We start from the raw sequence: 13,830 nt of genomic DNA on the forward strand, positions 1-13,830 counted from the left end.
TTTAAATGGATATGTTATCTTATTGTTGTAAAATTGAAGCTGCAAAAATACCTATAAAATCTGTGCAACAAACCATTATAGCCAATTACGAAGAAGCTGCGAACAAAGCGCGCCGGCAGGCCGATCACTACAAACAGCAAGCTAATACTTACTCACTGATGCGCTTAGGCATTTTTGCCATGATGATTTTTGTGGTTTACATTACCGTGCAGCAAGATAGCTTTGTGGTGTTAGGCGTTGGCACTGTGTTGCTACTGGCTGCATTTGTTGCACTTGTGGCCCAACAAGGTAAATACGAGCGTTTACGTGATTATCACCTCGACCTTGAGCGAGTAAACCTTAACGAGATCAACAGCCTGCAAACCGGCACCAACCTGTATGACAACGGCCAAAAGTATAGCAATGAAAAGCATTTCTACACTTCTGATCTGGATATTTTTGGGAATGCCTCGCTGTATAACCTCACTAACCGTGCAGCTACATCTGCCGGTAACGATAAACTTGCCGGCTGGTTAAGCGCGCCTGCCAATAAAGCGACAATACTGATCCGTCAGGAAGCGGTGCAGGAAATAGCCGCGAATAATGATTGGAAGGTTAACACGCAAACCAAGCTGTTATTCGCCGCTAAAGAAGATACAGACCAAATGAAGCAGCTGCTTGCGTATCTTAAAACGCCATTGCATTTAACCGGCGAGAGGTGGTTAAGCATTTACATAAAAATAGCGCCATACCTCCTGTTTGGGATGCTGCTTGCCGGTGCTTTTTTATCACCTTATTTTACAATTATCGCTATCCTGTTAGGGCTGGTAAATATGTCCATCCTGGTTGCAAAGGGCAGTTATATATTAAAGGCCGGGGCCATTGCCGGTAAAATAAGCGATGTGCTGGCCAGCTACGCCGTTGTATTTAATGCTATAGAAAGTAAGCAATGGCAATCGCAAAGATGTGCGGAACTGTATGAGAAATTAAAGGTTAACCAAACATCAAAAAATATAACGGAACTGTCTAAACTCATCAACAAACTCAGCTATAGCTTAATTATGATAGTTGGGTTCATACTTAATGTGTTTTTCCTGTGGGCTTTAAAACAGATCATCCTTATAGAAAAATGGAAGCGTAATAACCAGCAAAATTTTGAGGAAGCCTTTGATGTTATCGCCGAATTTGAAGCATTTATAAGCCTTGCGGTGCCGGCCATTAACTACCCTGACTGGGTTTACCCGGTAATTGCCGATACGGAAGGCTACACCCTTACGGCTAAGCACATTGCCCACCCGCTTATCCGCGGCAACCGCGTTGATAACGACTATGAGCTGCAGGATGCATTTAAAATAGATATTATCACGGGCTCTAACATGGCAGGCAAAAGTACGTTCCTCCGTACCATTGGCATCAATACGGTTTTAGCTTTGAGCGGCGCGCCGGTTTGCGCTGCAGAAATGGAAGTTTCGGTAATAACTATCGTGAGCTACATGCGTATCAAAGATTCGCTGAATGAAAGCACGTCAACGTTTAAAGCCGAACTGGACAGGCTGCAGATGCTGCTGGCGGCTGTTGAGCATGAGCACAGGGTTTTCTTTTTGATAGATGAGATGCTGCGCGGCACTAACTCCATGGATAAATACCTGGGCAGCAAAGCGGTTATTGAGCAGCTTATCGCAAAAAAAGGTGTAGGCATGGTTGCCACCCACGACCTGCAAATTGCCCGACTGGAAGACAAATACCCTGATTATGTACGCAACTACTATTTCGACATACAGGTAATAGAAGGCGAAATGCTTTTTGATTACAAGCTTAAACACGGTGAGTGCAAAACCTTTAATGCCTCGCTCCTGCTTAAGCAGATCGGTATAAATGTGGAGGCAGAGTAAAAGCAACGAGGCTTTAATTCCCTCCTCGGGGAGGGGTGCGGCAGACAGAAGCGATGGCAGGGAGGGGTTCCTACGCCAAATTATTCTTAGCTCTTATACATCCGTCGGTAAAATCTCCCACCGCTAAAAACGCTTTATTTAATTTCCCGGCTATTACTTTCACCGACATTTTACCTCCATTTGCCTAATAACGCTAACGCTGAGGGCTGTTTTGATACAATTTTGTGTTGTAAACAAAAACCCACAGTCATGATACATTTATTAACCATACCAGCCTTAGCAACCGTAATAGCTTTTGTTGCACAGGCCATTACTTTGATCGGCTTAATAGGCAGGTATATATTTTAGCTGATGCTTTTGGCAGGGCTATTGCTAAATCTCCTTTAAAACTACAGCTATGAAAAAAGGAGATACCGTTCACTGGAAATGGGGTTCGTCAGAAGCCGAAGGCACTATCGAAAAGAAACATACCTCAACCACTACCAAAACCATTAAAGGCTCAACTGTAAAACGTAAAGCAACAGAAGATGAGCCTGCTTACGAAGTAAAGCAAAAAGATGGCGGCAAAGTGCTAAAATCTGAAAGCGAATTAAAAAAAGGTGGAAAGTAACAAATGATATGCCGACAGTTGCCTATAAAGCACTTGCCGGCATTTGAATCTCTCTTACCCACACCTAAACTTTAATCAATTTTTAATTTATTTTTTATGCCGCTGTAGCTGCGATGTGGTAAATACACTGCATATTTACAGTATGGCAAACCAACCTATTATCACGGTAACCAACCTGGTTAAAAGCTATGGCGACTTTGAGGCGGTAAAAGGCGTAAGCTTTGAGGTTTACGAGGGTGAGATATTTGGTTTATTAGGCCCTAACGGTGCCGGTAAAACCACCACACTCGAGATCATTGAAACGCTGCGCGAAAAAACCTCCGGCAGTGTAATTGTTGATGGTTTCAATATTGAAAACGATGCCGGCGAGATCAAGAAACGCATTGGTGTACAGTTACAGGCTGCAGGCTATTATCCCAACCTCAATCTTTCAGAATTGATAGTACTTTTCTCAGGCCTTTACGGGGTAAACAAAACCCCGGCGGAAATGCTGGAAAAGGTTGCGCTTACAGATAAAGCCAAAGCAAAATTTAAAGATCTTTCGGGCGGGCAGAAGCAACGTTTTTCCATTGCCACAACGCTTATCAATAATCCACGCATCATATTTTTGGATGAGCCAACAACCGGCCTCGACCCACAGGCCAGGCGCAATCTTTGGGACCTGATACGCGAGATACGCGATAATGGAACAACGGTGGTGATCACTACCCACTACATGGACGAGGCAGAAGTACTTTGCGACCGTGTAGCGTTTGTTGACGGCGGACACATTATTGGGATTGATACCCCCGACCATTTTATAGACCAATTGGTTGCAAAAGGCTTTGAACGCAAAAAGCAAGTAAAAGCCGCTAACCTTGAAGATGTATTCATCAACCTTACCGGAAAGGAATGGCGGGAAGGATAAAGCCTGCGGCGCAGTTGGCAATTTTGAGTTTGCAGTTAGCGCCCAAACTTAGCCAATGACCCAATGAACAATTGAACCAATCAACTAATGAACCAAAAATATAGTAACACCCGCGCTACACTTGCCATTGCAAGGGCAAGTTTCCGCTCCATATTACGTAGTCCGTCTGCTGTAGTGTTTAGCTTGGCTTTCCCGCTGATATTTATCGTAGTGTTTGCTAACATTGGCGGTGGCGGCATGTCGGTAGATGTTGGTGTAGCCAAAGGCTGTGATACAACCAGTGTTATTTACAAAGCACTTGCTAAGAATAAGATCATCCACCTGATAAAGGATCAATCAGCAGATGAGATGAAAAAAAACCTGGCAAAGGGCAGCATTGATGCGATATTGGACCTTAAGGTGAACAAAGATGCCTTGTCGATAAATCCTCTTGCACCAGCAATCCCTCGAAAAGCGCCGTTTGAAGTTAATGTTCAATACAGTCACGCATCAGCAGATAAAGGTGCTGTTTTGAAATCAGCATTAAATAACATTTTCTACCAGATACAATCCGTACAGGTAAAAGAGATCCAGAAATTGTCGCCGGTACCTATTCCTAAGGCTGTAGACCTGAAGGAAACCATCGTAACCGGCCGCGAATACAAATACATCGACTTTATATTGCCTGGTCAGTTAGGTTTTTCATTATTAAGCAGCGGGGTATTCGGTACGGCCTTCGTATTCCTAAGCTTACGCATCATGCTGGTAATCAAAAGGTTCTTTGCCACCCCGGTAAAACGCTCAAGCATTGTTTTGGGTGAGGCCATTGCGCGTATCGTTTTTGCCTTACTTGGCGCACTGTTTATTATTGTGATCGGGCACTTTGTTTTTGGCTTTACATTGATACACGGCATTACCACAGTGCTTAATATGCTGGTGCTTTGCACCATTGGGCTGATTATATTTATGGGTTTCGGTTTTACAATTTCGGGCATCGCCAAAAACGAAAGTTCTATACCGCCCATTTCCAATATCATCACAATGCCGCAGTTCCTGCTATCCGGAACCTTCTTTTCCGTAACAGCATTTCCGGTTTGGCTGCAGCATTTGAGTAACGTGCTGCCATTAACACACCTTAACAACGCCATGCGTAAAGTGGCTTTTGAGGGAGCAGGTTTAGGCGATGTTACCCATCAATTGTTCATATTGCTCCTATGGGGTATAGGAGTTTATGCTGTAGCGGTTAAAACTTTTAAGTGGGAATAATCAATCATATGAATAATACTTTGAGACGCGTGTTACCGCGTCTTTTTTGTTTGGGCCAAGCTCACTGTTAACATAAATTTAATATTAAGCATACTATAATTAACATCCAGCTAACATTAGGGAAATAGCTTTGCATTATCAAACTATTAAGATAATGTTAAAAACCACTATCAAGATTTGCTTAATTACCACGCTGTTAATATTTAACTCACGTTATGTTAACGCGCAAGATTCAAAATTAGGCACATGGGGTATTGCTACCATTGTAATGCCGGGCGATAGTGCCCATCGTTGGGGTGGTTATTCCGAATTTCAGTTGCGTACCAACGGTGTCGGCTTTAGTCAGTTCCAGTATTACGAGGCCAAAGCAGGTGTAAGCTATGACATCGATAAAAACTTTATCGCCCTGTTAGGCACGGGCACCTACCACACTTATAATTATCTTGATATTGCTGATGGCCCAACTATTAACGAGTTCAGGGTTTGGGAGCAAATGACCATTAACCAGTTTCTTACCCCTTTAAAATTTGAGCACCGTTACCGCGTAGAGCAACGCTGGTTGGATGGCAATTACCGCAATCGTTTCCGCTACAGGCTTAATATGTTCATCCCGTTAAACAATGTGAAGATCGTAGCCAAAACGTGGTTTATTTCCGTTTTCGACGAGATTTTCTTTAACAACAAAGCACCAAATTTTGAGCGGAACAGGGTCTCAGCGGCATTAGGCTATCAGTTTGATAAAAAGTGGATAGTACAGGCCGGCTGGATAAACCAGCGCAACTATACCACCACTACCAGCAGTGCCAAGAACAATATCATGCTAACGCTGATGTACCGCATTAACCGCAAAAATAGCCCTGAGCGCGAACACCTGCCAACCACTTCAGATTAAGTAATTGTTACAAATGTAAATTAAGGTTGGTATTTCTTTATTTTGCGCTTAACTTAGCCCACCAATTTAGTATAGTAACACTCAAATAAATACGATAATACACTATGAGCTTGATAATTGATGTTCATGCGCGCCAGATACTTGATTCGCGCGGTAACCCTACGATAGAGGTAGATGTTTTAACCGAGAACGGTGCCCTTGGCCGTGCTGCTGTACCATCAGGTGCATCAACAGGTGTGCATGAGGCTGTTGAGCTTCGCGATAATGATAAAGCTGTTTACATGGGCAAAGGCGTTTTAAAAGCCGTTGAAAATGTGAACGAGAAAATAGCTCCTGAATTGAGAGGTGTTGATGTATTTGAACAAAATGCTATCGACAGCCTGATGATCAAATTAGATGGTACCGAAAATAAAGGTAACCTGGGTGCAAATGCCATTCTGGGTGTTTCATTAGCTGTAGCTAAAGCTGCTGCACAGGAAAGCCGCCAGCCTTTGTACCGCTACATTGGCGGTGTAAATGCTAACACTTTGCCAATCCCGATGATGAACATTGTTAACGGTGGTTCGCACTCTGATGCGCCTATCGCTTTCCAGGAGTTCATGATCATGCCGGCCGGTGCTTCTTCATTCTCTGAAGCATTACGTTGGGGTACCGAGGTTTTCCATAACCTTAAAAAGATCCTTCACGACCGTGGTCTTTCAACCGCAGTAGGTGACGAAGGTGGATTTGCACCAACTTTTGAAGGTACCGAAGATGGTGTTGAAACCATTCTTAAAGCAATTGAAAAAGCAGGTTACAAACCGGGTGTTGATATATTCCTGGCGTTTGACTGTGCCGCCTCTGAGTTTTACAAAGACGGTAAATACGACTACACCAAATTTGAAGGCGACAAAGGCGCTATCCGTACCAGCGCTGAGCAAGCAGATTACCTTGCTGAATTAGCTGCTAAATATCCTATCATCTCTATTGAGGATGGTATGGCAGAAGACGATTGGGAAGGCTGGAAAATGCTTACCGATAAAATTGGTGATAAAGTACAGTTGGTAGGTGACGATTTGTTTGTAACCAATGTAAAACGTTTACAACAAGGTATTGATGCCGATACTGCAAACTCTATTCTGGTTAAGGTAAACCAAATTGGTTCGTTAACTGAAACCATCAACGCGGTTAGCCTGGCACAAACACACAGCTACACTTCAGTTATGAGCCACCGTTCTGGTGAGACTGAAGACGCTACCATCGCCGACCTTGCTGTTGCCCTTAACTGCGGTCAGATCAAAACCGGTTCAGCATCACGTTCAGACAGGATCGCTAAATACAACCAGTTACTACGTATCGAAGAAGAATTAGGCGAGAACGCACGTTTCATCGGCAAAAACTTTAAATACGTTAAAAACAGAAAATAATCTGTAATAGGATTTTTGATATTGAAGCCTCGGACTTGTCCGGGGCTTTTTGCTTCTCAAATGCGTCATTGCGAGGTACGAAGCAACCTCCGAACTATACAGAGCGACCAGCATATGTAGAGATTGCTTTGTACCTCGCGATGACGCGTGAGTTGGACGATAAAAAAACCCCGATAGCTTTCACTGTCGGGGCTTTCATCTTTTTAAAGTTTAATGGAATTTATGCCTTCTTAGCAGGTACTTTTTTAGCTTTTGCTTTCGGTGCAGCTTCTTCTTTAGCTTCATCTACAGGCTCTGCAGCGGCAGCAGGTGCTTCTTCAGCAGCAAGCGCTTCAGCAAGGTCGGCCTCGTTGAATAATGGCAGATCTTTAAGGATCAGGTACCAGTTGATGATCTTTTTGATATCTGATGAATAAACCTTTTCTTCATCATGATCCGGCGCTACTTCAAAGAAAAACGCTCGAAGTTTTTTACCGTCGTCTTTGGTTGCAGGCACGGTAACCGATTTCATTTTTTCAAAAATATCGGTCAACTTAATATCGTCCTCTAAGCCAAAAATGGTTATTTCGCTTAATGCAGCCAGTTTTGCAGTCGCCACGTTGGCTACCAGCTTGGTTTTTTTATCGTCAAGGCTCTCCAGCACATAACCGGTTTTATTTTGTGCAAGCGCTTTCCATAAGCCCGGTTTGCCGGAAACGGCTACAATTCCGTGTAAATTCATTCTTTATGTGATTGGTTGATCAGGTTACTAAGCGATTAGTTTCTTATGAAAACTAATCTCCGGTCAACTGATCTCTAATTAACTATCCCTCAATAACCTCTATACCTAAAATTTTATCGCCCTGGCGTATATCGTCAACAACGTCAACGTTCTCAACTACTTTACCAAACACGGTGTGGTTACGGTCAAGATGGGCTGTATTATCGCGGCTGTGGCAGATAAAAAATTGAGAGCTACCAGTGTTACGGCCGGCATGTGCCATTGAAAGTACGCCGCGGTCGTGGTATTGGTTATCGCCTGTAAGTTCGCAATCAATACGTTTGCCTGAGCCACCTGCACCTGTACCGGTTGGGTCGCCGCCTTGAATCACAAAGTTAGGGATAACACGGTGAAAGGTAACGTTATCGTAAAAACCCGATTTTGCCAGGCCTAAAAAGTTGGCTACTGTGTTTGGTGCATCTTTGTCGAAAAACTCAACGGTCATGTCACCTTTTTCGGTTTTGATTATTGCTTTGCTCATGATTTTCAAATTTAAACAGGTGGCAAAGGTAAGTAATTGAGGTGAAAGGTAAAAGGCGAAAGGCTAAAGGTTTTGGTTAACAGTTATTTGTTAAATAGTGAGGTGGTTATTAGTTTATCACTATTCAACATTCACTCTCGGGCGATAAACTCATGCGCCTGCGGGCATTTGGCGCTGGGCCGGTATCCGTTTCCATCCCGAGGTACGAATCAATCTCTACTCAGGACAGACCGCTCTATAAAGTTCGGAGATTGCTTCGTACCTCGCAATGACGCGCAGGATTTTTATATTATAAGAGCATTAACGGGGCATAATACCTTATTCAATTAATCGTTACATTAGCACATCAACATGCTAATTAAAAAACACCTTTTTGCTTTCGCTTTTCTCCTTTTGGCGCAACTTACAAGGGCATCATCCATCCTTATCCCTATGGACGATCAGCAGAAAGATCACCTTAAATCATACGGTATTGCTTTCTGGACTTTGAAAAATGGCGAAGCGGTTGACTGGCTGCTTAATTACCGGGGCGGTAGCTTTATGATGAAGTATGCCAAAGCGTTGGAGGATGAATGCAAGATCCGCGGTGTAAGCTATGAAGTTATTGCCGATGCAAAAGCCACTGAGATTGCCACCGAGGTAAGTGATCCATCTGTAAACATGGACCTGGTTAAATTGGAGAAAGCGCCTAAGATGGCTGTGTATTCGCCTAAGAATAAGTTACCCTGGGACGATGCTGTTACCCTGGTGCTCAAATATGCAGAAATACCTTACGACGTAGTTTACGACGAGGAAGTTATACGCGGCGACCTTGCCAAATACGACTGGCTGCACATGCACCACGAAGATTTTACCGGGCAGTTCAGCAAATTTTATGGGGCTTATAAATACACTCAATGGTATAATGATGATGTAAAAGCACAAAACGCAATGGCTGCCAAATTGGGTTTCAAAAAGGTGTCGCAAATGAAGTTAGCGGTTGCCCAGCACATTCGTGATTTTTGCGCAGGTGGTGGCTTCTTATTCGCCATGTGCAGCGCTACGGATACTTTTGATATTGCGCTGTCGGCTGCTAATACAGATATCTGTGAGAATATGTTTGACGGTGACAACGCCGACCCTAACGCCCAGCAGAAACTGGATTTTACCCAAACATTTGCCTTTCAGAATTTTACGCTCGATCAAAATCCTTTTTCGCATCAATTTGCGGATATTGATGTTACCCCTACCCGCCAGGTTGACCGTACTCGGGATTTCTTCACTTTATTTGATTTCTCTGCCAAGTGGGATGTGGTGCCCAGTATGCTAACGCAAGACCATGACAAGGTGATCAAAGGATTTATGGGCCTTACCACGGCCTACAATAAAAGCAAGTTAAAACCCGGCATCACCATTATGGGCGAAATGAAAACCGGCAATGAAGCGCGTTATATTCACGGCGAATTTGGCAAGGGCCAGTGGACATTCTACGGCGGCCACGACCCCGAAGACTACCAGCACGCAGTAGGCGACCCTCCTACTGATCTTAAACTGCACCCCAACTCGCCCGGCTACCGGTTGATATTGAATAACGTTTTGTTCCCGGCAGCTAAGAAAAAGAAACAGAAAACGTGATAACAGTTAGCAGTTTGTAGTTGGCAGTTTTAAGCTATTAAATCCAACCGGAACTGCAAACTGAAAACCGCCAACTGAGAACTAATTATAAAACGTCCAGGCTACGCCGAATTTCAGGATCCTGTCTAACTGCGGGTAACGGTTAACTGTGTAGAAACCGTTGCTGAATAAGCCCTGGTTTACATAATCATACTGGATAAATATATTGGTGCGCTCTAAGGTTGCCTTAAAGAAAACACTCGCTACCGGGTAAGATGTAAAGGTTACATCCTGGCCGTTGTAGAACTGCCCAATGCTCAGCGCGTATGACGGAGCCACGTAAGGTGTATTATATCGTACGTTTACACCAAATTGCGATTTAAGGGTAAATATCTGCGCTTTGTAATAAAGGCTGCTAAAAGTATAAACTTCTGGTGTGCGTAACAGGCTGGCGTTATCCGTTTTTTGGTAAACCACATAGTTATCAAAGTTAAATTTGCGCCAGTGCAGGTTTTTGCCAATGCTTATCTTGAGCAGGTTTATTGCCGAGCCATATTGTTGGGGTGCGGCATCGATACCATTAGGCTGCGATGCAAAATACAAGTAATCGTTTAGCAAAAAATACTCAGCTTTAAGATCGAGCTCAAGGGCGTCATTAATATAATTGAACGATAGATTTGTGACCTTTTGATTTTTAAAATCGTTATTAAAGATAAAATGGTTTGATATCCAGTTGGTGTATACCATGCCCGGCGAGCTGCTTTGCTGATAAGCACCCAGTAATATTCGCCCGGTTTTGCGCCCACCGGCAAGTGTTAGCTTAGCATCATACAAAAAGTCGCCAAAGTTGCGCCCCTGGACGATCTGTTGCACATCGCCCTCCAGGTAGATCCTGTCGCTAAAACGATAACCCAGTTTGCCTTTAAGGGTTATGTTCTGGAAGGTCTCGTTTTGTTTTCTGTCGGGCTGTATTACTTTCCGTCCAAATTGGTTGATGACGGAGTCTGCAACAAATTGGCTTACTTTGTAAAAATCCTGCGTAAGGCCAAGGTCGAGCTTTAGTTCATTTTTGCTGATCTTACCGGATTTGCCACGTAGGTAGAAGCTGTAAGAGAAATCGTTCTGCAGGTGAAACACGTTGAGTGAATCGCGCGAGCGGGCAGCCGTAAAATAATAATCAGGGAAGGCGCCATATTGGTCTAACCCATTTTGCAGGTAATTGTATTTGCGTTGGTTAGCGTAAAAGGTATAACCTATTCGTTGCGTTGGCAGCACGTTGGCTGTACCGGTTTTGCCTTTGTTTAAACTATCAATACGGCCCAGGTAATAAAACTGCTTAACGTACAGCCCTGTACTTTTCCAGTTGGCATAGCTGCTTGGCAAGCGCACGGGTTCGCCGGTTTTATCAAAAGATGAGTTGGCGCTTTTAAATATGGTATCCTTTAAAATAGAGCCCGTTTCCGGCGATTTCAGGTTATTGAATAAAAAATTAGCAAGTAAATTATAGCGCTTGCTTTTACTATGATACCAGCTAAAAATGCCCGCAGTAAGATCGCTTACATTTTGGGAAATAATGTTGTTGGTAGAATAATAACCTTTTGATCCGTTAAAGTTAAGAATGAAGCCAATGTTCCAGTTGGGCTTTATGTTTTGGGTATGCAGTGTCTTAAAAATCTGCTCTTTAGTGCCGCCAATTGTGCTATATAAAGAGAGCAATGTGTATGGCGCACGGGCATTAAAATAATTCAGGTCCTGCGGGTTGACCATGTAGGCATCGAGCGCGTGAAGGCCTTCGTCAAAACCGATTGTCTTTCGGGGACTAAACAGCAGGTCTCGTGCAGCTGTGCCCGGGTAGCCCAAGCTTATCTTTGGATTGCGCGGCTGGTTAAGCGGACTATAATTCTCAAAATTTACCAAGCCGGTATCCAGCGGAAAAAGCTGTATACTATCGGCCAGCAGGCGCTCGCTGGTTACCTTAATGTACTTAGAGTTGAACACAACAGAGTCGTGCTTATTCTCCTCGCGCTTACGTAATGAATCCAGGTTGTCTGATGCATTTGAGCGCGCGCGCATCTTAGTGGTATCACGACTGTACACCGGCTGATCGGTACGCTGGCCGGGGAACCGCGGATTTGTGATCTGCGCAAAGGCACCCTGCGCAGCAGCACATATCAATAAAATAAAAAGGTATTTAAGCTTATTCGCCATTAAAGCCCTGCAATAAGTTCTTTTAAAATCAATGTCAACTGTGGTTCAGCGGCTGTTGCCACTGCCAGTATCTCCTCAACCGATACAGGTTTCAACTCCGCCGGGAAACCCTCATCAGTTAAAACAGAAATAGCAAAAACCGGTAAACCCATGTGGTTCGCAACAATAACCTCTGGCACGGTGCTCATGCCAACGGCATCGCCACCAATAATGCGCAGGTACTTGTATTCGGCACGGGTTTCCAGGTTAGGGCCGGTAACCGCAACATAAACTCCTTTATGGCAGGTAATATTGTTTTGTTTCGCAATAGCAAGGCCTTTATTTATCAGATCGTATCTATAGGGCTCGCTCATATCCGGGAACCGCGGACCAAGGTCGCTATCATTACGGCCTATCAGCGGGTTCATGGGCTGCAAGTTTATGTGATCTTCAATGATCATCAGGTCGCCTTTTTTAAAATCCGGGTTTAGCGACCCGCTGGCGTTTGATACAAACAGCGTTTTAATACCCAGCATCTTCATCACCCTCACCGGGAAGGTGATCTGCTGCATATTGTAACCCTCGTAATAATGCAGGCGGCCCTGCATAGCTACTACCTTTTTACCGCCAAGCATGCCAAATATCAGCTTACCTGAATGAAACTCGAGCGTAGAGATGGGAAAATCAGGAATATTAGAATACATCAGTTGTTTTTCAACCTCAATTTCCCTAACAAGTCCCCCAAGTCCGGTACCTAAGATAATGCCTACCTCGGGTTCAAAATCACCTATTCGGCTTTTAATATATGATGCAGTATGGTTAATATTGTCTAACATAGTCTGTAATTATTTTATCAAATTGAGGCTGCGCCTGGTTTAAAAACTTAAGGCCTATGGGCTGCACGTAAACCTGCAGGTCCTTAAGTTCGTCAAGCGTTAAACGCTGTGCATCTTTTTCTGTTGTTATCACAAGTTTTTTTGCTGATGTACAGGCCTCAAAATCATCAGCAAGTTTAGTTATATTTTTTGTGGTAAACTGGTGATGATCGGGATATTTGTGATGAATTATGTGGGATGTAAAAGTGCGGATATAGCTTAACAGCGGCGCGGTATTGGCAATACCTGTAAGCAGGAACACCGTTGTATCTTCATCTAACTCAACTTGCTGTTCGTTGCCATTCAAAGCCTTAAGAGACTGATAGGTAATGCTGCTAAAAAATAAAGGCTGCGTGCTTAATGGGGTCAGTTTGTTGTAACAGCGCGTCATGTTGCTTTCATTGATAGAAGTGGGGCATTTGGTTACCACCATTACATCAGCCCGCCAGCGGCCGCTAAATGGCTCGCGCAGGTTACCGGCAGGTAATACAAATTGTGGTTTTTGTAAGTTGCTGTAATCAAATAACAAAATATTTAAACCTGCTTTTACAGCGCGGTGCTGGTAAGCATCGTCCATGATAATAACATCATGTTTTTGCTGCAGCTTTTCAATGCCCGTTACCCTTTTCTCGCAAACGGCAACGGCAACATCCGGGAACTTTCGTTTAAATTGTAAGGGTTCGTCACCTACCTGGCTGGCGGTGGAAGTGATGCTTGCTTCCAGAAAACCTTTGGTCTCGCGGCCATATCCCCTGCTTAACGTCGCGACCTTATTTCCGTCCTTAAGCAAAGCGATCAAGTGTTCTGTCATAGGGCTTTTACCCGCACCGCCAACCTCCAGGTTGCCTACGCAAATAACAGGCATATCAAATGCACGGCTTTTAAAAAAGCCTGCATCATACAGCCAGTTGCGTATGGTAACTACAAAACCATATACTACAGAAAAAGGCAATAATAACCAACGCAGGTATTGCATAGCCGGTAAAGATAATTAATACCGCGA

General features: G+C 43.8%; 12 protein-coding genes. 7 read left to right on the forward strand and 5 right to left on the reverse strand.

What is annotated here, in order from left to right; all coding sequences use genetic code 11:
• Positions 1-5: 5 nt before the first annotated feature.
• From INP83_RS20130 to eno, 6 genes are all read left to right on the forward strand, one after another.
• Positions 6-1,871: a DNA mismatch repair protein MutS gene (locus INP83_RS20130; protein WP_219125678.1), complete on the forward strand. Its 1,866-nt coding sequence runs from the start codon at positions 6-8 to the stop codon at positions 1,869-1,871.
• A 397-nt stretch (positions 1,872-2,268) separates the two neighbouring features.
• Entirely contained in the window at positions 2,269-2,481 is a 213-nt protein-coding gene (locus INP83_RS20135) for a DUF2945 domain-containing protein (RefSeq protein WP_219125679.1), read from the forward strand.
• A 142-nt stretch (positions 2,482-2,623) separates the two neighbouring features.
• Positions 2,624-3,388: an ABC transporter ATP-binding protein gene (locus INP83_RS20140; RefSeq protein ID WP_219125680.1), complete on the forward strand. Its 765-nt coding sequence runs from the start codon at positions 2,624-2,626 to the stop codon at positions 3,386-3,388.
• An 87-nt stretch (positions 3,389-3,475) separates the two neighbouring features.
• The gene (locus INP83_RS20145; protein WP_219125681.1) at positions 3,476-4,633 is read left to right on the forward strand and encodes an ABC transporter permease; all 1,158 of its coding nucleotides are present in this window, start codon (positions 3,476-3,478) and stop codon (positions 4,631-4,633) included.
• Between the two features lie 154 nt (positions 4,634-4,787).
• Complete coding sequence (locus tag INP83_RS20150; RefSeq protein ID WP_219125682.1) at positions 4,788-5,525, forward strand: DUF2490 domain-containing protein; 738 nt, start codon at positions 4,788-4,790, stop codon at positions 5,523-5,525.
• A 104-nt stretch (positions 5,526-5,629) separates the two neighbouring features.
• The gene (gene eno / locus INP83_RS20155; RefSeq protein ID WP_146272806.1) at positions 5,630-6,931 is read left to right on the forward strand and encodes a phosphopyruvate hydratase; all 1,302 of its coding nucleotides are present in this window, start codon (positions 5,630-5,632) and stop codon (positions 6,929-6,931) included.
• Between the two features lie 220 nt (positions 6,932-7,151).
• Here eno and INP83_RS20160 read toward each other — a convergent pair whose 3' ends face one another.
• Both INP83_RS20160 and INP83_RS20165 read right to left on the reverse strand, forming a co-directional pair.
• Entirely contained in the window at positions 7,152-7,652 is a 501-nt protein-coding gene (locus INP83_RS20160) for a DUF5606 domain-containing protein (protein WP_219125683.1), read from the reverse strand.
• Positions 7,653-7,734: 82 nt separating this feature from the next.
• Complete coding sequence (locus tag INP83_RS20165; protein ID WP_117393756.1) at positions 7,735-8,172, reverse strand: peptidylprolyl isomerase; 438 nt, start codon at positions 8,170-8,172, stop codon at positions 7,735-7,737.
• A 351-nt stretch (positions 8,173-8,523) separates the two neighbouring features.
• Here INP83_RS20165 and INP83_RS20170 point away from each other — a divergent pair, with 351 nt between their 5' ends.
• Positions 8,524-9,786: an asparagine synthetase B gene (locus INP83_RS20170; RefSeq protein WP_370630578.1), complete on the forward strand. Its 1,263-nt coding sequence runs from the start codon at positions 8,524-8,526 to the stop codon at positions 9,784-9,786.
• 81 nt (positions 9,787-9,867) lie between these two features.
• Here the strand turns inward: INP83_RS20170 and INP83_RS20175 are convergent, their stop codons facing one another.
• From INP83_RS20175 to lpxK, 3 genes are read right to left on the reverse strand one after another with little or no spacing between them, the layout of a single operon-like run.
• Positions 9,868-11,973 (reverse strand): putative porin, encoded by a 2,106-nt coding sequence (locus tag INP83_RS20175; RefSeq protein WP_255563204.1) that lies wholly within the window; start codon positions 11,971-11,973, stop codon positions 9,868-9,870.
• On the reverse strand, positions 11,973-12,788 hold the full coding sequence (locus INP83_RS20180; RefSeq protein WP_219125684.1) for a purine-nucleoside phosphorylase: 816 nt from the start codon (positions 12,786-12,788) through the stop codon (positions 11,973-11,975). Before INP83_RS20180 ends, INP83_RS20175 begins: the two co-directional genes overlap by 1 nt.
• Positions 12,772-13,803 (reverse strand): tetraacyldisaccharide 4'-kinase, encoded by a 1,032-nt coding sequence (gene lpxK, locus INP83_RS20185; RefSeq protein WP_219125685.1) that lies wholly within the window; start codon positions 13,801-13,803, stop codon positions 12,772-12,774. Before lpxK ends, INP83_RS20180 begins: the two co-directional genes overlap by 17 nt.
• Between the last annotated feature and the right edge of the window lie 27 nt (positions 13,804-13,830).

It is taken from the genome of Mucilaginibacter sp. 21P (genome assembly GCF_019331605.1).
Classification (GTDB): Bacteria; Bacteroidota; Bacteroidia; order Sphingobacteriales; family Sphingobacteriaceae; genus Mucilaginibacter; species Mucilaginibacter achroorhodeus.